The following is a 21,900-nucleotide window of genomic DNA, read 5'->3' as shown; positions in this document are numbered from 1 at the left end:
CATTAAATAAATAAAAAAATCTTCCATAAATTGGGTAAGACAAGAAGAACAGGTTGTATTTGATAAACACGGTTCACATCGAAGAGTATATTGATCGAACACATATTTAAATAATAAAAAAAGGTTTCCAATTATCCATATAAGCAGTATTTTCTTTATTCTTTTTCTCAACTTTTAGATTGAATCTCCTTAGCTACAGTCTCAACTTCATCCAAAACTCTAAGTAAATTACCACTCCAAAGTTGTTCTATCTGTGCTTCAGTATAACCGCGTTTTACCAGTTCTAAAGTAACATTAAAGGTTTCTGAAGCGTCGCCCCAGCCTTCAATTCCGCCACCACCATCAAAATCGCTACTAATACCTACATGGTCTATTCCAATTTTTTCTACTAAGTAATCGATGTGGTTTACAAAATCTTCTACACTTACTGCTGCTGGGAAATCTTTTATTTGGTTAGCTTTTTCATTGGCAATGTCCATAACCCTTTTTCTATTTGCAACAAATTCCATTTGGGTTGGTTCATCTAATGCTCTAAACTCACTCCAGTTGTACCAAGTTATATCCAAAGAGTCTATAATTTTACCACGTATATCTTCCATTGCTTTATTACGAGCTTCATATTTTTCAGTATTCAAATAAGATGTAAAGGCAACAGTTTGTACAACGCCACCATTTTCCTTTAACCAACCAAGTTGTTCATCATCTAAATTTCTACTGTGATTACACAAAGCTCTAGCAGAGGAATGCGAAGCAATTATAGGTGCCTTACTTAATTCTATCATTTGTCGCATAGATTCTTTTGATGGGTGTGATACATCTATCATCATACCAACGCGATTCATTTCTGTAACCACTTGTTTACCTAAATCACTTAATCCATTATGCAACCATATACTATCACGTTCGCCAGTATTACTATCGCAAAGTTGACTATGACCATTGTGAGATAAAGACATATATCGCGCACCTAGTTTATAGAATTTTTCAACGTTGCTAAGGTCTAAACCAACTGGGTAGCCATTTTCTATACCTATCATGGCTGCTTTTTTACCCTTGGCATCAATACGCCTAACATCTTCAGAATTTAAAGCTAGTTCAATATCATTTGGAGCAATTTCTTCTACTAACTTATGGATAGCATTAAACTTAGACATAGCATTTTCATATGCTTTTTTATAACCAGCTTCTGTTAATGAATCTTGTCCGGTATAAACTATAAACCAGGCTACATCTAAACCACCTTCTTTCATTTTTGGTAAGGTAATCTGTGTATCTAAATCTTGTGTGTAATTAAGTGAATCTGTAAAGTTTTTCACATTAATATCACAGTGCGTATCTAGTGTAATAACACGTTTATGTATAGCTCTAGCATCAGCAATAAGTCGATCTTCTTTAGAAATTTCAGATTTACAACTCATTATTAATGTCAATGGCAGTAAAAAGATAAGAATGGTTTTGTATTTCATGTGGATTAGTTTTTTTAAAAGTATGCAGATTTTTATTTGAATCAAAGCCTATTCAACTTTCGTGCTTTTTATCGATGTTATACGCTTTTCGTCTATCTGTTAAGGAAATCTTAAAAATTGAATAAGCTAATCGTTTATAAAGTATTAATTTTAGTAATTCTTAATTAATATAATAGCTGTTATGAAATTAAAATTACTTTATGTGTTAGCATTGGTTACCACACTATCATTTGCACAAGAAATTCCGGATGAAGTAAAGCCACCAAGTTGGACTTTAGATAATTTAACTAATGTTAAACCTTATAAATTACCTTCATTTGATTTAAAGAAATTACAAGATGAAGATGTAATCAATGATAAAGATAAATCAAAACCATGGAGATTTGGTCACGATATTTATGTAGATCATGATTTTAATGAAGTAGGTGAGTGGACAACTTTAGAGAATGGTGATAAAATTTGGAGAATGTCTTACACTTCTAAGGATGCTTATACTTTAAACTTTATGTTCGATGTGTTTAAGATTCCTGAAGGGGCAAAACTCTATGTTTATAATGATGAAAAAGATGATTTATTAAGACCATTTACGCATCATAATAATAATCCTGAAGAAATTTTGGGCACTTGGTTTGTTAATGGTAATAAAGCATGGATTGAATACTATCAACCAGCTCATGTTACTGGTAAAGCTAAAATTGTTGTTGGTTCTGTGATACATGGTTATAGAACGGCAGAAACATATCAAAAAGCTCTTAACGATTCTGGCGCATGTAATCAAGATGTTGATTGTGATATTACACCACCTAATGATCCATTTGGTTTAGATACAGTAAAAGAAAATGTAAAAAAAGCTAATGCGATGATAACTGTTAATGGAGGTACAGGTATTTGTTCTGGTACATTAGTTAACAATACCAATAACGATGGCACACCTTATTTTATGACCGCAAATCATTGTAGTGGAGGTGAAGCTGGTTGGGCGTTTCGCTTTAATTGGAGAAGTCCAAACCCATCATGTTCAACCAATACAAATAGCACTAATGGTACATTTAATCAAACCGTAAGTGGATCAGTTGTTAGAGCTAACAGCTCACAATCCGATATGGAATTAGTAGAAATTACCGATACAAATTTCTTTAATAATAATCCTGATGTTGTTTGGGCAGGTTGGAATAGATCTACTACAGATGTTCCTGTAGTAAACTTTGGTATTCATCACCCAAATGGAGATATACAAAAAGTATGTAGAGAAGATGATGGTGCATATAGAGCAGTTGTAGGTTTTAATGGAAATTCTAATACGCAAATGTGGTATATCGATGAATGGGAGTTAGGTGTTACTGAGCCAGGTTCTTCGGGTTCAGCTTTATATAATGAAACAGGACATTTAATAGGTATGCTTTCTGGTGGAGCTGCGGCTTGTAATGGTACATCAAACAATGGAGCTTTCGATTATTATGGTCGTTTTGATGTAGCTTGGGATTTTGGAAGCTCACAATCGAGTAGGCTTAAAGAATGGTTAGATCCTTCTAATTCTGGTGTTGAAGTGATAAATCAATATCCTCCTTTAGAAACATATGATAATGATGCAAGGGTTAGTGCAGGTTCTAATAGTTCGGAGCTATGTGGCGCTAGTTTTGCACCACAAGTAACATTAATTAATCCTGGAAACTTAAACTTAACCTCTGCAAATGTTTCCTATTATTTAGATTCTGATCCTAGCACAATGGTAAATTGGACTGGAAATTTAGCGACTAATGCATCAGAAGTTGTTGCGACACCTTCTTACGGTAATTTAAGTCCAGGATCTCATTCATTTACAATAAGTGTTAGTGACCCAAACGGAACTTCAGATGAGAATACTAATAACGATTTATTTGTATTTAACTTTACGGTATCACCATCTTACACAACTTCTACTGTCGTTTTTAACATCTTAACTGATAATTATGGTGATGAAACCACATGGGAGCTTAGAGATAGCTCTAATAATTTGGTGAGCAATGGCCCATTATTTCCATATGCTGATGCTACATCATACCAAGAAATAATAAATATACCTGCTGTTTCTAATGATTGTTACACATTTACCATTTTTGATTCGGCTGATGATGGTATTTGCTGTGGTATTTTTGGTGACGGTTCTTATAATCTAGAAGACGCCAATGGTAATGTAATTATAAATGGTGGTCAATTTGGTAGTAGTGAATCTGTTTTATTCAATGCTCAAAATCCTTTGAGCACTAATGAATTTGATCTCGAAAGTTTAATTAGCTTTTATCCAAACCCAGTAAAAGATGATTTAAACATTAGCTTAAACGTTGCTAATGAAGCTGTGAATTACCAAATATTTAATACACTTGGTCAACGTGTATCTGCGGGAAGTTTAAATTCTAATAGCATTAATCAAATAGATATGTCATCGTATTTAAGCGGTATGTATTTTGTGAAATTATCAACAGCATCACAATCGATAACCAAAAAGATTGTTAAGAAATAATAAGCTTATCTCACTTTAAATAAAAAGCCAATTACTTTAATCGTAATTGGCTTTTTATTTATAATTTATTTAAGAATTCAACTAAATTTTAATTGTTTCTAAGTCATCATCTAAACTGTTAGATGTATTGACAATTTTTGATAAAGTTCTCATGATTGTTTTTGATTTTTGATTGATGAATTGTTTTAGATAAATTATCTATAACGTCTTTTACTATTCCAAGTATAACTTTTAGATTCTGTAGATGTACTTGTTAATTGATTGTTGTTTAAAGTTCTCATAATTGTTTTGATTTAATTGATTGATGAATTGTTTTAGATAAATTATCTATAACGTCTTTTACTATTCCAAGTATAACTTTTAGATTCTGATGATTTACTTGATAATTGATTGCTGTTTAATGTTCTCATGATTTTGTTTTTTAATTGATTTATACTTAATAGACGCTATAAAAATTGTTTTGTTACAGTACTTTGCATAACAAGGTAGTAATTTAACAAAATTTAACTATTATGAGTATATTTATAATATGAAGTTAAATAGTGGTATAATAATTCTTATAATATGCACATTACTAGCATGTAATGATGCAGTAGATGGAGAATGTACTTCAAAAAAAATGAAAGTAACAGCTACAGCCTATAACTCTTTAGCTTATCAAACTAATTCTAATCCACATATAACTGCCTTTGGTGATAGTCTAAAACCAGGATTACTTTACATTGCAGTATCGAGAGATTTATTAGATTCTGGTCTGGTACATAATACAAAAGTTAAAATTGAAGGCTTTGATAGTTTATTCACGGTTAAAGATAAAATGAACAAACGTTGGAGAAAACGTATAGATATTTATATGGGTACAGATGTTAAAAAAGCAAAAAAATGGGGCAAAAAGAAACTGAACATTAAGTACTGTACTAAGATAAATGACTCAATAGTTAATTAGTACGCTTTACCATAATTTCAGAAACCACAAATGGATACGCCTTTTTCACAATATCTAATTCTGCCTCTGTTAATTGATCCGGTGTCTTATTGAACTTTTGTTTGGCATAACGTGCTCTTAAATCGTAATATGCTTTGGTAATTTCATCTTGAACAGAAACAAATAACTGATATTTAGTTAAAGCATCATGACTTAATGAAATTACAGCATCTTTTGGATGATCTGATAGGTTAGCAGATTGCTCACCATCACAATAATCACAATTAGATTTACCATTGTTATCTGCAAAAGCTATGACTTTACTTTGAATCTCATCAATAGGTACAATGTCATTTTCAATCATAATTTCCTGATTGCTATTTATAGCAATTCTCAAAAGATTGCGCTCTGCAACTTTATCTGTACAATTGGTATTGGGTGGACATTCACCAGGAAGCTTTCGTAAAATACCTTTATCGGCAGAAATTGTAGTTGTCACTAAAAAGAAAATAAGTAATAAAAAGGCAATGTCTGCCATAGATCCTGCGTTGACCGTCGCAGAATGTCTTCTAAATGATTTCATGATATAATTATTTAAATGTTAATTATTTATAAAACACAATAACAATACCAATCTTGTTAAATCTTGTTAACAATCCCTTTAAAAACACTTACAATGTGCTATTTTTGCAAAATTAACCGTTTAGGAAAACAACTACATGTCTATAGAAATAGAATCGATAAACGTAAATGTAACTGAGAAAAGCCTTTATGACTATCAAATAAAAGATCTTAATCGCATTTTTGATGTAATGCGAGATGAGTCTGATGATTTTAACCTCCTTTATCAATTACCTACAGGTGGAGGTAAGACGGTTATTTTTTCTGAAATTGTAAGACGGTACATTGCACAACATAAGAAAAAAGTAGTAATTCTTACCCATAGAATTGAACTGTGCAAACAAACTTCTAATGTGCTTTCAGGTTTTAATGTTAAAAATAAAGTAATTAATAGTAAGGTAAAAACCTTGCCAGATCAAGACGAATATCAATGCTTTGTAGCAATGGTAGAAACATTAAACAATAGACTTTCTGACAAGGACTTTGAGCTTAAAGATGTAGGATTAGTTATTATCGATGAGGCACACTATAATTCATTCAGAAAATTGTTTAAGTTTTTTGAGCAAACCTTTATTTTAGGAGTTACAGCAACACCATTGAGTAGTAATATTAAGCTACCGATGAAGGATAATTATAATAAGCTTATTGTTGGTGATGATATCTCTACATTAATTAAAAATGGTTTTTTGGCAAATGCAGACATTTATCATTATGATGTTGGATTAACATCTTTAAAGATTGGTATAAATGGTGATTATACTGTTAAATCGTCTGAAGCTTTATACACAAATAGTTTAATGCAGTCTAAGCTTTTATTAGCTTATGAAGAGTTAGCAAAGGGTAAGAAAACGCTAATTTTTAATAATGGTATCTACACCTCAAAAGAAGTGTATTACACCTTTAAAAAGGCAGGATACAATGTACAGCATCTAGATAACACAGCAAGTAAACAAGAGCGAAAAGAAATTTTAGAATGGTTTAATAAAACTCCAGATGCTGTTTTATCTTCTGTGAGTATTTTAACAACTGGCTTTGATGAGCCCTCAGTTGAATCTATTATATTAAATAGAGCAACACGATCATTAACCTTATACTTTCAAATGATTGGTCGTGGTAGTCGTATATATAAAGATAGAAATACTTTTCAGGTTATAGATTTAGGAAACAATGTTGCTAGGTTCGGCCCTTGGAATCAGCCAGTAGATTGGGAGCATATTTTTAAATATCCAGATTTCTATTTAGAAAACATGGTAGATGATGAAGCTTTAGAACGCGATTTTGTTTATACCATGCCAGATACTATAAAAGCTAAGTTTAAAAAGTCAAAGTCCTTAGATTTTGATGTAAAAGCAGTTTATAAAGATGTTATTAGTTTAGGAAAAAAATCCTTTACCGTTATAGAGCGTTCCATAGAACAACACTCGCAGATATGTATAGAAAATAGTGAAGATGTTTATGATGCAAGAGAGTTAATAAAAGACCTTCAAGATGAAATAGCATATCGTATTAAGCAGTATTGTTATTGTATTATGAATAGTACTCAAAACTATAAAGATTGGCTTTTTGAAGAATATAACCGAAAATTGCGTATTAGTTTTAATGGTAAGTTTTAACGTTTTTTTGTAAGGATTTAGATTTTTATACGTTTATTTTGAAATAGGTACGATTTTTGTATCTTATATTACTCGTTAAACAAAACTTATTTAGATAAAAGTGAAAACCTTTAAAATCATATTAGTATTGTTCTGCATACTTTGCAGTAGCGTGGTTTTTGCCCAGAAAAAGGTTAAGGATAAAGAGAGTAAATCTGTTAGAATTCCGGCAGAACCGTCTAAAAAGAAAAAAGACTCAGCACTAGTAAAAATAAAAGTTGCTCCCAAACCAATTAAAGAGGCAGATAAGAAAAGTGAAGATACTAATAACGAAAAGAAGAAATTTGTTATTAAAGAATCTGAAAAACCATTTTCTATGATTGATGATGATGGTTTAAAAAGTCCTAGTGAAATTTACGAAAAACGTTGGAAAAAAGAAGCTGCTAAAGGTGGCATAATTAAAACTATGTCCGATCAGTTTTTAGGAGAACATCGTGTAGACACTAAATTTGTTAATATTGTATGTAGAGATCACGAATATCCAGATGGAGACCGTGTACAAATAATGCTTAATGGCTACATTGTAAAACACAATTTGTTACTAAAAAGTAATTACAGACGTGTTGAAGTTAACTTAGCTGAAGGAAAAAATACTGTAGATATTATTGCATTAAACCAAGGAGAATCTGGTCCTAACACTGCAGAGTTTATTGTGTATGATGATAAGGGTAAAGTAATTTCTTCTAAAGAATGGAACCTACTTACAGGTGTAAAAGCAACTATTATCTTTCATAATGAAAAAGTAGTTATAAAAGAAAAAACAGCGAAAGAAGAAGATAAAGACGATTCTGCTTCTAATAATTAATTGGCAAAATATTACTAGGCTCCATTGTATCTAGTTTATAATCTCCAATTCTTACCCTCACTAATCTCAATGTTGGGAAACCTACTTTAGCTGTCATTTTACGTACTTGTCTAAATTTACCTTCAGTGATTATTATAGACAACCATGATGTTTTTCCATGTCTTTCATCTCTAACAAAGCGATCTATAATATGAGACGTGTTTCTAATAATTTTTACGTCGCAACGTTTTGTTATATAAGGTTTACTATTTACAGAAATTTCAACACCACTTTGCAATTTTAAAATAGCTTCATCAGTAATTAAACCATCTACCATAACATGGTATTCTTTTTCAATTTTAGAACTAGTTATATAATTACTAAACTTTCCATCAGTAGTTAATAATAGTAGACCTTCAGATTTTTCGTCTAAACGACCAACAGCCATTACATTCACTGATAAATCATAAAGCTCGCTTAAAAGTTTTTTATTTCTTCTTTTGTTTTGATGATTTACAAACTGACTTAAATAACCGTAAGGCTTATATATTTTATAGTATTGCTGTTTCACTACCAAAATGTTATAAAGCATTTTTTTATTTCAGTAGTGCTAATCTTTAACCAAACTAAAGGCGATTTATTTTCATCAATTTGATTTTTAATAATAGATTTTGCTACATAAAAATCTAACCAGTCAACATCATTGTTTGGTTCTATTAACCAATCTAACTTTTTAGGTACATAAAATTTAAAGTCTTTTAATATTGAAATATTATGAATTGAAACATAAGTGCCAGCAATACAATCTTTATTCAGAGGAGTTATATCTAAATCCTGAAGGTCATATGGCATAAACAATTGTGCCTTAAAAAATAGTTGCTGAGAAATTGTCTTAAGACATAGTTTGTGTTTTTGTAAATACGATTGGGTTAATTCATTGTATAATAATGGAAATTGCTTGTCTTTTAGCTTATCTAATTTATAAAGTAAAGTGTCTTTTCTATTTGGACCAATCCAATAGGCTAGTGGTTCTTCATAATTATGAATTGTATCATAAAGGTAAAATTTATAGATAACTTCTAAATGAATAGGCTTACCTTCACTCAATAATAAAGCATCCAACTCTCCAACCGTTTGTTTGTTATCTTTAATCTGAACGTTGGTATCTAAAATTTCAACATTATCATCTTGTTGTAATTGAAAATATACAAATTGCTCTACTAATTTTCCTAAGCGCTGATTATTAAATAACGTATTTGTAAATGTGTAATTTTTTCGATTCTTAAAAAGATATGGTTTTAATCCATAAATATTATTGCTTCCACTTATAAAAGGAGTGTTTAAATAACCTAAAAATCTTTGCTTCATTTTTAAAATTCACGTTAAACGAGGCACAAATGGTGCTTTACGTTAGATACACGTAAAAAGTAAAAAAATTAATGCTATATCACCTTATAAAAGGCACTAATTATTTAAGTAAAATCAGATATTATCCAAAATATAGGCATTATGCTTTGTCTATACCTACTATCTTATAATTAATTTTTGAGTACGTCTTTCATTTGTACTAGAGACTAGCTCTAATATGTAAATGTCTGTACTTAAACTTGTAACATCGATAGATTGAAGTGTACTCGTTGTGTTTAAAGATTCATGAATTAACATTCTACCATTTAAATCAAAAAGCTTAATTATAGTTTCACTTTTCAATTGACCTTTAATAACAATTGACTTGTCTTTAGAATTAAATGCTATAATAAGATCTGTTAATGATGGCTCTTCGATATTTAGTGATTCACCTTGAAAATTTATAAAAAACCGACCTTCTCCGCTTATATCATTTGCTGGTGTAAAAACGTAATCATTAGAATTTAGTAATGTAACCTCATTTGTTAATGTATCTTCTAAATATATATCAATAGATTCGGGTAAATCTGTTTCAAATATACTTATGGTAACTTCTTCACCTTGACTAGCATTAATACCTAATGGAATATTAACATTTTGCATATCTGCATCACTTAATGATTGAATGGCAAAAGTGGTACCATCATTATTTTGAACGAGATATGAATATATAGCCAAATCTGGTAAATTTCCTTCAAAAATTGCAGAATCATAACCTGGATCTAAACCTATTGATGCATTACTGTTAAAATAAAAATCGGTACTGTAGCTTGAGGAACTAGAACTTAATTCTAATTTTAAATACCCAAAGTGAGCTTGAGATGTTATACCTAAATTGGTATAATGGCTTGTTACATATTTACCGTTTTGATCTAGAGGAGAATAAGAGTTTATATTACCTAAACTTGCTCCAAAAAAAACAACTGAGAGATAAATATTTAAAAACGATATAATTTTAAGTGCTTTCATAATAAAAATAAAACTAAGCATTTAAATAAAAAATGAATCTATTAATCGATTAATAGAATATAAACTCTTTGAGTTGAGAAGTTTTAGCAATTTTATACGTTTAAAAGACTGATAATGAAGCAACAATAATATTTAGAAACATCAATCATTTGATACTTCAAAAGTATTTACTTCGCAAGCATCTCCGCTAAGTGTTATATTATTTAATACATTCCAAATGTCTTTATTAAATTCTAAAGATGATACCCTAAATAACAATAAATATTTATTTTGTTTTTCGCAATAAATACTTTCTACACGTGCAAATAGTGTAATTACTTTTTTTGTAAAAAACGAATCATAAACTTTCATTTCACCAGAAAAAAAAGGCAACTTTTCATCTATATCATCAATGAGATTAAAAGTTGTAACACTCTTAGGTATAGTTAAATCCTTATCTTTATTTACAGCAGACATTAAACCATCGTAATATAGTTTTGTATTTGATTCTATCATTTCCACTGTGGGTTTGTCAGAAAGATTTATGTTCCAAACAAATGCATAGGTAAAAAACTCTGTGCCTTCTGGTTGACTCCAATTCTTAGCAAAGCGTAAATCTTCGTAACCTTTATATTTAATATCTTCAGCAAAGCTTAAAGGAAATTTTATAATTTCTTTTAGCCAAGTACTGTCAGCTTCTAAAATTTCTAAACGATTTTCATCTTGAGAAAATGCTACTACAGAATGGAGTAGTAGCATTACAATAATTATAATGTTCTTCATAAGATTATAAACTTAAAATTACTTCAAAGCCAATACCATCGGAAATTGCACCATCTCTCAATTTACTGTTATAATCAATTCCCCAACGTTGTCGATCTATTTTAAATTTTGAGGTCATTTGTTGCTTTTCATAATTAACTTCTGCCTGAAAATTCACTGGTAAAGTTATACCTTTTATAGTAAGGTTTGCATTTACTTTCATTTGTGTGTCATTGTGGTAATCTACACTAGTTATAACCAACTTAGCGGTTTTAAACTCTTTTACATTAAAAAAATCTTCGTTTTTCAAATGATTTACAAGACTTTCATTTGCCTCATTGTCTTCAATATCATCGCACATTATAGAATTCATATCAATTATAAATTCTCCACCTGTAATAACATTGTTAGATTTTATAAAATATCCTTCCTTAAAACTTATGGTGCCATTATGGCCACCAAAATAAAAGGCATATTCTCCAGACCATTTCAATTCACTCTTTTTAATATCTATTTCTAGATTTTCAATTTCCTTTTTTTGAGCGTAAGAGTTGGCAATTAATACTAATGCAATCAATGCTAATAATGTTCGTTTTTTCATTGTGATTAATTTTATGATTAATTTTTATGCTGATAAAACTAGATAGAGCAATTTCAAAGAGTGTCAAAAAAATGTAAAAGAAGTGTCAACAGTTGTAAAATGTCATAGAATTGTGTGTTATTTACGGAAATTATGAAACAAGCTATTATTAACACATTTGGCAGAGCCCTACTATTTATAATAATCGTATTGGGCTTATCATGTACAACAAAGCAAAACGTTGACCTTTCTAAACGCACCAAAATTGCCTTAAGAGATGCAGGACATAAATTGTTATTGTCTAATCAAGATTCTACTTCTTTAATATTACCTATAATTGAATTAGAAACTAATAAATTTCAAATTGCATTCAGTAAGACTTTGTCTTTTGAGCCTAGTACTTTAGTGTCTATTGTAAAAGAAAGTATTGAAATATCTAATTTACCAGAGTATTATCTAGTAGAAGTTTTACAATGTAATGATAGGGAAGTGGCTTACAGTTACCAAATGAGTGCTGAAAAGGAAAGTACTATTATTCCATGCGGTAGTAGATATTTACCAGAAGCTTGTTATCTTATTGATGTAAAATTTATAAATAAGGTAGAAGTAGCATCCATAAATGATGTTGTATTTAAAACAATTATACTTTTAGTCTTAGCTTCATTAATATTCTTTTTAAAAATTAAAACCAAAAATTCTAAAAAAGCACCACCAGAAATTGTACCAAGTGAAAAAATAGGAAGCTTCTATTTTTATCCCGATCAAAATAAACTTGTAAAAGAAGCTGAGGAAATTGCTTTATCTAAGAAAGAATGTGAACTTTTAGCGCTATTTGTAGCCAATCCAAATCAAATTATTAAACGTGATGAGTTAACCAAACGTGTTTGGGAAGATAATGGAGTTTTTGTAGGCAGAAGTTTAGATACTTATATTTCTAAACTCCGTAAAAAATTAAAAGCAGATACCTCTATTAAACTCACCAACGTGCATGGAGTTGGTTATAAATTAGAGGTTGACTAAGTATTTTATCTATAATAACTCTGACTCGTACCTTTTGTACAAGCACAATTACTAGCACCTTGTAAAAAGTCTAAACCTACAGTTACCATATGTGTACCCGAATTAAATCCAGATAAATCATTAAACGTTAACTGATACGAATAAGCAAAGTATAATTTATTAAATGTAATACCAGCCATTGGTCCTAAATTAAGTGGTTTAAAGAATTGATCATTAAGAAAACGATAAGAACCACCAACCCAATAATAATCACCTTTTCTATTAAATTTTCGATATTTAAAGTTAACATCAGTACTAGATCGCTTATCACTATCAAACATTTGGAAAAAAACAGAAGGCTCAAATTCTACATCCTTATTATCATTACTTTTTAGTACAAGCCCAGAATATACTTGATAGTTTAAAAGCTGATTAGGCTCTACACCTCTTTCTGGGTCTATATCCTTTTTCATTATATTATTGGCATTCATACTTAGATAAAATGCTTTCCAACGGTATAAAAACCCAAAATCAAAATTATTGTTAGAGGTAGACCTATCATCAGGAACATCTGTTGGGTTAACCGGAGCATTTGGAGTAGAGTTAAAGTTTTCTATTTCTATTCTAAAACTATTGATGTTATACGAAATTCCGAAAGACAGAAATTGTTTCGACTTATAATCGAGCGTTAAATGATGTGCAAACGAAAATTTCACTCCCTTTTGACGTGTATTACCATTTTTATCAGTGTAAGCAGATATACCAACACCAGAACGATCAGAAATTCTAAAATCCCCATATATGGATGCATTGTCGGGCGCATTTTTAATACCAACCCATTGTGTGAGTCCGTTGGCTCTAATTTTTAAATTATCGCCTATACCAGCATAAGTTGGGGAAATCACAAAATCATTATCCGCCAGATATTGGGTGAATACAGGTAAGTTTAATTCTTGACTATAGCCGTAAGACATAATCAAAAGAAGTATATATAGTGTTAATTTTTTCATGTTTAATATCTTTTAATGATTATTTATCTTACCTGTAAAGGGTAAAGTGTCCAACAAATTCTTTATCTACATTTACATCATTAGTTCTAACAACATACCAATAATCACCTGTTGGTAATTCTGTGCCATTATATCTACCGTCCCAAGCCTGTCCGTAGGTGTACTCGGCTACCTTACGTCCATATCTATCAAAGATGTCGAATGTAAGATTTGGATAATTATCAGCGCAACCAGGTGCCCAAGTTGTGTTTGTAGTTCCATTTGGTGTAAACCAATTAGGAATACATAAATCAATAAATTCTAATTGAATTTGAGCTGTTGCAAAACAACCGCTGTTATCTGTTACGGTAACAGTATATAGACCAGATTCGGTAATGATATAACTATTTACATCACCATAATCTTCACCATTCATAGTAAATTGATACTCTCCACTTCCTCCAGAAGCATTGGCTATAAACTCGTTTAATCCACCTTCGGTCAGTGTTAATCCTACAGGGTCATAACTTTCTATATCAAATAATTCTGTTGTTTTAATACATCCATTAGTATGTCTAACATCAATGTAATGATCATTACCAACAGGAACATCTGTAAACACATTACTAGCCTGATAAGGTCCACCATCTAAGGAATAATCTAAATCGGTAGGATCTGTGATAGAATCATCAACCTTAACAGTAACCATATTACCTAGTATATTATTGTCACAAATATTTTCTACGGTAATCTCTGGATTAATTCTTACAGATTCTGGGAATGTAATGTTCCATTCAGACTCACAACCTAGGGCATCTCTAACATATACAATATGATCGCCACCAGATAAATCTGTGAAATCAAATTCTGTTTGTGTAGCTGCACCAGTTGTATATACACCTTCATAATCATCTAAACTTACACTGTATGGTAAATTTCCTCCAGAAATATCTATACTAAATTCACCATTCTCATCATCTTCACAAACTTCAGGGAATATTGAATTTGCAACAATACTAAGGATAACAGGTGTTGGTTCTGAAATAGTAAAATTGAAAGTTAAATAACAACCTAATACATCTTGAACAATAACATCATAATCACCTGGTGCTAAATCTTCAAATACATTTGTATCAAAAAATTGATTTAATTGAGGTGAAATAGCGTACTTAATTACACCTGTACCACCAGAAGCAATAATCTCAACAGAACCATTATTGTTTCCACTACACGTTACATTATTTACATTAAGTGTTGCATCTATTGGAGCAGTAGGCTCTGTAATTTCAATAGGATCAGATGCTTCAATACAATCTCCACTTTCTACTTGTACAACATATGTACCAGCAACAAGTTCTGTAAAATAACCTGGAGTATTTTGTGTGGCAGTAATTGCATTACCAGAACTATCCTGTAAAGTATAAACATAGTTCCCTAAGCCACCTTGTGCATTAGCAGAAATAGAGCCATTATTATCACCAGCACAGTTAATAGTTAGGTTAGAGGCCTCAAGTGTTAGTGATAAATCTTCTAGCGGTTCTACAGTTATTTCATTAGACACATTAGCAACACAACCATTAGCATCTCTTACATAATATGAGTACGTTCCGTCTGAAACTGAAAATGTAGTTGAAGTAGTAAATGTTCCTAAAACAGTCGAAAAACTAGGGTTATCACTGTATACGAAAGTACCAGTACCTCCAGTAGCACTTAAAGTTAATGTAGATTCAACTAAACACGTTTGCGTAGTTGCTCTAACTAAACTCGCTTCTATAGGAGTTGGCTCAGTAATTTCAATTTCTATTGATGTTAACTCACAATCAAAACCATCATTAATAGTTACTGAATATGTTCCTGGTCCTAAGTCTGTAAATACATTAGAAGTTTGAGGACCAGAAGTACTTGGTGTTGGTAAAATTGTATTTAAAGTATACACATAATTTGCACCTTGACCACCTGCAACATTCGTAATTGTTATACTAGCATCTTGGTCACCAAAACAAGATAATGTCGATGTACTTGGTGTAAATGTTGCCGTAATTGGAGTCGGCTCTTCTAAGGTAATATTTTCTGAAACGATACAACCACCTGCATCTCTAACATTAACAGTGTAAATACCAGCAGCTAAATCTGTAAATGTATTGTTAGATGAATATACAACAGAAGCAGACCCTGTTAATTCGTATTCAAAATCTCCCCAACCACCAGTTGCAACAGCAGTTATTGTACCTTGATTATTATTACATGTTACATTAGATGTTTCTGAAATAGTAAGCGCTAAAGCTTCAGATGGAGAGGTTATTACTACATCTGCTGAATTAGAACAGAATGGTATATCAGTTTCCGTAATCACTACAGAGTATGTGCCAGCCAACATACCAGTCACGGTATGTGGGTTTGTAGACGTATTTGCATTTACAACACCAGTTACAGATGTATTAGAACTATCAAATACTTCGTATGTATACGCACCTGTGTAATTAGTAATATTAATATCAAAAGATCCATTATTGTCACCAAAACATGTTACTGCAGAAGGAATTAATGTAAATGTAGGAATTATAGCTTCAGGTAATGTTACAGTAACCTCTTCAGTACAAGAAGTAACAGTGTCCGTAATTGTAATTGTGTATAAACCTGAAGGGACTCCAGAAATCACATCACCACTTATACTAATTGATGCAGGATTAGGCAAAATACTATATGTGTAAGAACCAGATCCTCCAGAAGTGGTCATCGTTATTTCACCATCGTCGTTATTACAAGAAGGCAATGTTGTAACATCTGGTGTGATTAATATTGGCGCATTAATATCTACTGAAACAATATTACCACAACCATTGGCATCTCTTATTTCAACAGTATGGGTTCCAGAATATAAGTTTGAAATTGTAAATGGTGCTGATTGTGTTTGAAAAGCACCACCATCAATACTATAACTATATGGGGCGATACCAGCTGAATCTAAAGTAACATCAATTTCGTAGTTACCTTCTGTAACGGTACATTGATTATTTAGTACAGCAGAAATTACTGGTGAATCATCCATTGGTACCTCAACTAGACCACTTGATATAATACATCCATAAGCATCAATAACATGAACATAATAATCTCCAGCATCAACATTAAACACACTTGCTGAAGCCCAATTTGCATCTGTTGCAGAAGGAGCTGCAGGTGTTGTTGTTATTTGATATTGATAAGGTGCAGTTCCATGTTGAGCAATTGCGCTTACAACACCAGAGTCGGCATTACAATTTGCATTTTGGTCCATTGAAACTGATAAGTCTAATAAAATTGCAGATTCTGTAATATTAAAAGGGGTTGTAACAACACCACAACCAGAATTAGATCCAGAAGTTTCTCTTATAGAAACGAAGTAATTACCAAAAGGAAGTGGCCCTAAATCATTTACAGTTATTGAGCTATTTGCTGGTACGGTATTAGAGCCTGTAACACCAGTTGTGTTTAGTGTTAAAGAATCAAATATCTCATAAGTTACATCAACCGAAGTTCCATAAACGCTGTTTATAGTAAATGAAACACTGCCATCATCACTACCAGTACAAGTAATGTTATTTGCACTTACAGCTGAAGCTGTTAATGTTGAATTTGTTGGAATTGGTGTTGTAGCTGGTTCATAATAACTACAATTTGTTGATTCATCATATACTATAAACGTATATAAAACACCTGGTGTTAAATTATTAAATTCTGCAGATAAAGTCAATGGATCTCCAGCAATCCAAGATCCTGGTGGATTTGGATAGGCAGAAATTGGACCTTGGTAAATACTAAACCAAAAAGGACCAGCACTAGCTAAACTAGACCCTACACTAACTTCAGCTGTTCCGCCTGTTGAACAATCGACAGTAGAAACAATATTAATATCTAAATCTGTTGGAGGTGAAGCAACAAGTACATCTTGTATTAATATAGAACAACCGTTAGCATCTACTACATTGATTTGGTATAACCCAAAATCAACAACATCAAAACTTACAGAAGTTGAACCAGTAGAATTTAATTCTGAATTTGAATAACCATTTGTGCCAGTTACAAAATAATTATATGGAGCTGTACCACCAGATACAGAATTGATAATTACTGATCCCTGTGAGACACCTCCTGCACCACATGTAATATCTATAGCATCGTAATCTACTAAAATAGCATCTGGCTCATTAATAGTAATTGTTTCTGTTGCAGTACATGATTTTGCGTCCGTAAGCGTAACAGTGTAAGTTCCTGCTGGCAAACCAGATGTTTGTGTTCCGTAATCTGTACTAGTTGTATCATTGTTTACATTGATTGAAAATGGTGGTGTACCAACAGTATTATCAATCGTAATATCAATAGAACCATTTGAATCACCATTACATAAAATTGGTTGATTTTGTACAACTAAACTTAGCGCTGGTGGTGATAATGGTTCAACAGTTATTATAGATGATTCAGCAGTACAGCCATTAGCATCTGTAATTTCAAACTGATAATCACCTGCTGTACCTGTGGTATAAGTAAAAGGTGAACCAGTTGTTCCAAGAGCTGAATATGCGCTACCATCAATAGATACTCCGTAAGTATATGGAGCCGGACCAGTTATTGTACCAGTCAGTACAGCGTCAGAGGATGCTGTACAATCTAAATCTTCTGTTAAGACTACATTTAAAGTTGGAGTAGGAATAGGGTCTATTGTAAATGTTTCCGCATAATTACAATCATTCTCATCTCTTACTTGAAAAGTATAAGTACCAGGCTCTAAACCAGTAAATTCGTTAGAAGTTTGATATGCTGTAGTTGATCCAGTTGGAGCTATAATTTGATATTCTAAAGTACCTGTACCACCAGTTGTTGATGTGATTGTAACTGTCGATGTATTTGTTGGACATGTTATAGGCGAACTATTAAATTCTAAGTCTGTAGGTGGATCTAAAGCATCTAAAGTAACGTCATTGGTAATAGATGTACAATCGTTAGCGTCTCTAATTGTTATAGTATAAGTTCCTTGAGTTAATCCGGTAAATACATTACTCGACTGAAATGTAGCTCCATCAATACTATACATGTATGGTGCATCACCGCCTGCAACGCCTGTTACAGTAATAGTACCATCACCATTACAGGTTAATGCTGTTGTTAATTCTGCAGTTCCAGAAATAGCATCATTTTCATTAATAGTTTCAGTTTGAACATCCGTTGTACAATCTGAAGAACCAATAGAGTATTGAAGTACAACATCATAATTACCAGCTGTAAGTCCTGTAAAAACATTAGAATTGAAAAATGTTGTTCCACCATCAATACTATATTCTATAGCACTTCCATAAGAATTAGTAACATTTATAGCCAATGATCCTGTATCACCAGAACCACCACATAAAATATCGGTAGTATTAATTGTAAAATCAGGTTCAGGGATTTCATCTATTGTAATCGTAGTACTTGCACTACAGTTATTGGCATCAACTACTGTGATATCATAAATACCAGCAGAGGTAACAACTATTTGTGGTACAGACTGAAAATCTGTTGTACTATTTACAAAATAATAGTAAGGTGGAGTTCCTCCTTCAGGATAAACTGTTATTTCACCATCATTACAAGTTAACGGAACAGTAACTGCTGCAGTAACTGTTAATAATGGCGGTTCTGTAATTGTAATATCTTCTGAAAATACACAGCCATTCTCTGTTTCTAAAGTTGCTGTATATGTTCCTGGGTTTAAATTATCAAAGGCATAGTTATTGTCAACAATTGGTCCAACACTATTAACTAAAGTACCTCCTTCGTGTAATGTAAATGTATATTGCGGATCGGCATCATTTGCAGCTATGGTAATACCACCTTTATCTCCATGACATAAGGGTTGTGATACTGTAGTAGTACCTGTAAAATCTCTATCTGTAATTTGAATATTAGGAACCGTAAACACACATGGATTTGTTGGCGCACCTGTTTGTCTTATATATGCAGTGTAAGTTCCTGCTGTACTTACTGAGAATTCATTACTTGCTTGGTAGTTAGTACCATCAATACTAAATTCATAACCACTAGGAACTCCATTAATTGTAATACTACCATTTGTAGTACAAATAATATCAGTCGAAGCAACAGTTGCATCTAATAAATTTTCGTAAACATTAAAATAAAACTGAACAAAACAACCACCTGGATAATTAATTGTTAAACGGAATTGTCCAGCATAATCAGCTAAAAAGCTAGAACCTGTGCCAACTTCATTCCATGTACATGCAGCATCTTCATTAGCACAATCTTGATTTGATACAGCAGCACAACTAGCCTCATCTAATTGCTCCCAAATCATTGACGTAGAATCTGATATATTGGTTTCGATAAATCTAGAATCGTTTGCTCCACATAAAAAGATATTTGGTAATAACTTACCATCGTTAGGACATGTAACCACTTCATCTGCATAAGGGATTACAGGATTTTCTATATCTCCACTAAAAAGTTGCACATTAAATTGTTGTACAATAGATTGACATGGTGCAATAGCTGTATTATAAGAATAATAAGTATCACTTGAAGAAACAGTAATTGTTTGTGTATTACCTATTACAGGTGTACCAGTAGGACTGGTTGACCATGCATAAGAATCATAACCATTAGCAGCCGTTAATTCTATAGTATCACCACAAAGAATTTCATCTTGAATAAAAGTACAATCTAAATCAGCTAAAAAGTTAGTAGCCTGTGGAGAGATTAAACAGCCAGTATTACTACTTAAACTTGGATCATCTGTAATTGTAAAATCCGGATTTATTGTACCTTGATATGTTGCATAAGCTTGATTGTTAATAATATTAGAACAAGCATCTGCCAATTGATTACACTCATCTACAACTCGCGCATGTATCCTAATTTCGTAAACTGGATCATTTTGTTCTACTAATGAGTTATCTATATTAAAAACGAGTTCTCTAGTAACAGGGTCGTAACTATCTACTGTAACACCAGCAGGTAAAACTAAATCAGTTGGATGATTGTAAATTATATTAACTGGCAGAATATCTCTAATTGTGAAATTTGTTGCATTATCATTACCAGTATTTTGAAAGCCTATAATGTAATTTAGAGGTTCACCCAAACCTACAAGTTCTCCACCAATATCGTTACCCATATCATCTTCTACAATCTTAGTCAACACAATATTTGGAGCAATAATTTCAATCGAAAAAGCGCTAAAATAGTAGTAATAAATATCTAAATTACTACCCAAACTTATATCTGCTGAAGTTGCATTATTTGCAATTAATGTATTACCAGGATTAGGTATATTTATTATACCAGCATCAAATCCCAAAGTGTTTGAACTGGTAGGGTTTCTTGTAGTAAATAGTTCTGAGGTATTAGTTAAAGGATTAATATCTGATACTGAGCTATTAAAAAAGTTATTAGTTGGTCTGATAACAGTACCAGCATTATTAGTTGCGCTAATACGCGTGCCATTTAATTCTAAATAATCACCAGAATAGCCTCTATCTCCTTCAATGGTACTGAAAGCAAATTTTGCACGAACAGGACCTGTAGGTATTGTGTTAAAACCAGAAATAGGAAAAGTTTCATTAATAGTACTGGTGATTTTTGTAAATCCATCAAATGATGTAATGTACTTACTTGGTAAAAGAGGATCTTCATAAACAACAAACAATGACCATCCTGCTGAAAGCCCTTCAGAGTTTGGTTTTGGACCAACTAAACTCGAAATATTAGCTACAGTATATGTCCCTTCAGGATTTGGTAATGCTGCTAATATATCTGTAACATCATGGTGGTAGGCATAGGTGTTTGAATTGTTATTATTCCCTGCATTTTGATAATATATCTCTGTACCTGTAATGTCCATATAAGAACCACCAGGAACTTTAAATTTTATATCAGAAATAGGTTCTGAGCCATTAACCACTGCACTCCAATAAAGACTTGCATGTACAATTTGATAACAACTCTCATCACTAGGGACATCTAAATCCGCACTACTTGAATTGAATGTAGTAGGGTCACCATCTATATCTACATATACTGCTGCATTTGCATTATCATTGGTTGCATTTCCATTATAAGGATTGGAAACATGTAATCCTACATTACTGTTACCAATTAAGAGAATATCTCCTTTAATGGCCTGGTCATATCTAGGTGAAAACGGAACAAGATTTTGGGCAAACATTTGTTGTCCCAAAATGAGTAATACAACAATGATTGCAATTCTAGAAAAAGTAGGTTTTTTCATGATT

At 31.9% G+C, this 21,900-nt stretch carries 14 protein-coding genes; 5 read left to right on the top strand and 9 right to left on the bottom strand.

Annotated features, from left to right (window positions below):
* Positions 1 to 167: 167 nt before the first annotated feature.
* Positions 168 to 1,466 (bottom strand): dipeptidase, encoded by a 1,299-nt coding sequence (locus tag H8K90_RS08350; protein WP_186845505.1) that lies wholly within the window; start codon positions 1,464 to 1,466, stop codon positions 168 to 170.
* Positions 1,467 to 1,647: 181 nt separating this feature from the next.
* On the opposite strand from H8K90_RS08350, the gene H8K90_RS08345 reads away from it, so the two are divergent.
* Both H8K90_RS08345 and H8K90_RS08340 read left to right on the top strand, forming a co-directional pair.
* A complete protein-coding gene (locus tag H8K90_RS08345; protein WP_186845504.1) occupies positions 1,648 to 3,966 on the top strand; it encodes a T9SS type A sorting domain-containing protein in 2,319 nt (772 codons plus the stop codon).
* A 529-nt stretch (positions 3,967 to 4,495) separates the two neighbouring features.
* The gene (locus tag H8K90_RS08340) at positions 4,496 to 4,912 is read left to right on the top strand and encodes a 3D domain-containing protein (protein WP_186845503.1); all 417 of its coding nucleotides are present in this window, start codon (positions 4,496 to 4,498) and stop codon (positions 4,910 to 4,912) included.
* Here H8K90_RS08340 and H8K90_RS08335 read toward each other — a convergent pair.
* Entirely contained in the window at positions 4,905 to 5,474 is a 570-nt protein-coding gene (locus H8K90_RS08335) for an ExbD/TolR family protein (protein WP_186845502.1), read from the bottom strand. The genes H8K90_RS08340 and H8K90_RS08335 overlap by 8 nt on opposite strands.
* A 136-nt stretch (positions 5,475 to 5,610) precedes the next feature.
* On the opposite strand from H8K90_RS08335, the gene H8K90_RS08330 reads away from it, so the two are divergent.
* Entirely contained in the window at positions 5,611 to 7,125 is a 1,515-nt protein-coding gene (locus tag H8K90_RS08330) for a DEAD/DEAH box helicase (RefSeq protein ID WP_186845501.1), read from the top strand.
* A gap of 100 nt (positions 7,126 to 7,225) precedes the next feature.
* Entirely contained in the window at positions 7,226 to 7,969 is a 744-nt protein-coding gene (locus H8K90_RS08325) for a hypothetical protein (protein ID WP_186845500.1), read from the top strand.
* Here the strand turns inward: H8K90_RS08325 and H8K90_RS08320 are convergent.
* From H8K90_RS08320 to H8K90_RS08300, 5 genes are all read right to left on the bottom strand, one after another.
* A complete protein-coding gene (locus H8K90_RS08320) occupies positions 7,959 to 8,519 on the bottom strand; it encodes a pseudouridine synthase (RefSeq protein ID WP_315970269.1) in 561 nt (186 codons plus the stop codon). The genes H8K90_RS08325 and H8K90_RS08320 overlap by 11 nt on opposite strands.
* A complete protein-coding gene (locus H8K90_RS08315) occupies positions 8,519 to 9,316 on the bottom strand; it encodes a DUF1853 family protein (protein ID WP_222611339.1) in 798 nt (265 codons plus the stop codon). The genes H8K90_RS08320 and H8K90_RS08315 overlap by 1 nt, the downstream gene beginning before the upstream one ends.
* Before the next feature lie 159 nt (positions 9,317 to 9,475).
* The gene (locus tag H8K90_RS08310; RefSeq protein WP_186845498.1) at positions 9,476 to 10,324 is read right to left on the bottom strand and encodes a T9SS type A sorting domain-containing protein; all 849 of its coding nucleotides are present in this window, start codon (positions 10,322 to 10,324) and stop codon (positions 9,476 to 9,478) included.
* A gap of 141 nt (positions 10,325 to 10,465) precedes the next feature.
* Entirely contained in the window at positions 10,466 to 11,086 is a 621-nt protein-coding gene (locus H8K90_RS08305; protein WP_186845497.1) for a hypothetical protein, read from the bottom strand.
* A 4-nt stretch (positions 11,087 to 11,090) separates the two neighbouring features.
* The gene (locus H8K90_RS08300) at positions 11,091 to 11,666 is read right to left on the bottom strand and encodes a YceI family protein (RefSeq protein WP_186845496.1); all 576 of its coding nucleotides are present in this window, start codon (positions 11,664 to 11,666) and stop codon (positions 11,091 to 11,093) included.
* Between the two features lie 132 nt (positions 11,667 to 11,798).
* Between H8K90_RS08300 and H8K90_RS08295 the strand changes: the two genes are divergently transcribed.
* Positions 11,799 to 12,665: a winged helix-turn-helix domain-containing protein gene (locus tag H8K90_RS08295; protein ID WP_186845495.1), complete on the top strand. Its 867-nt coding sequence runs from the start codon at positions 11,799 to 11,801 to the stop codon at positions 12,663 to 12,665.
* A gap of 5 nt (positions 12,666 to 12,670) precedes the next feature.
* On the opposite strand, the gene H8K90_RS08290 is transcribed toward H8K90_RS08295, so the two are convergent.
* Together H8K90_RS08290 and H8K90_RS08285 are read right to left on the bottom strand one after the other, a co-directional pair.
* Positions 12,671 to 13,654 (bottom strand): PorP/SprF family type IX secretion system membrane protein, encoded by a 984-nt coding sequence (locus tag H8K90_RS08290; RefSeq protein ID WP_186845494.1) that lies wholly within the window; start codon positions 13,652 to 13,654, stop codon positions 12,671 to 12,673.
* A gap of 28 nt (positions 13,655 to 13,682) precedes the next feature.
* Positions 13,683 to 21,896, bottom strand: a complete 8,214-nt coding sequence (locus H8K90_RS08285; protein ID WP_186845493.1) for a T9SS type B sorting domain-containing protein — start codon at positions 21,894 to 21,896, stop codon at positions 13,683 to 13,685.
* Positions 21,897 to 21,900 lie beyond the last annotated feature (4 nt).

The organism is Winogradskyella echinorum, from assembly GCF_014297365.1.
GTDB lineage: Bacteria > Bacteroidota > Bacteroidia > Flavobacteriales > Flavobacteriaceae > Winogradskyella > Winogradskyella echinorum.
The sequence above is the reverse complement of the archived record's forward strand: the minus strand, read 5'-3'. Positions and strand labels throughout refer to the sequence as shown.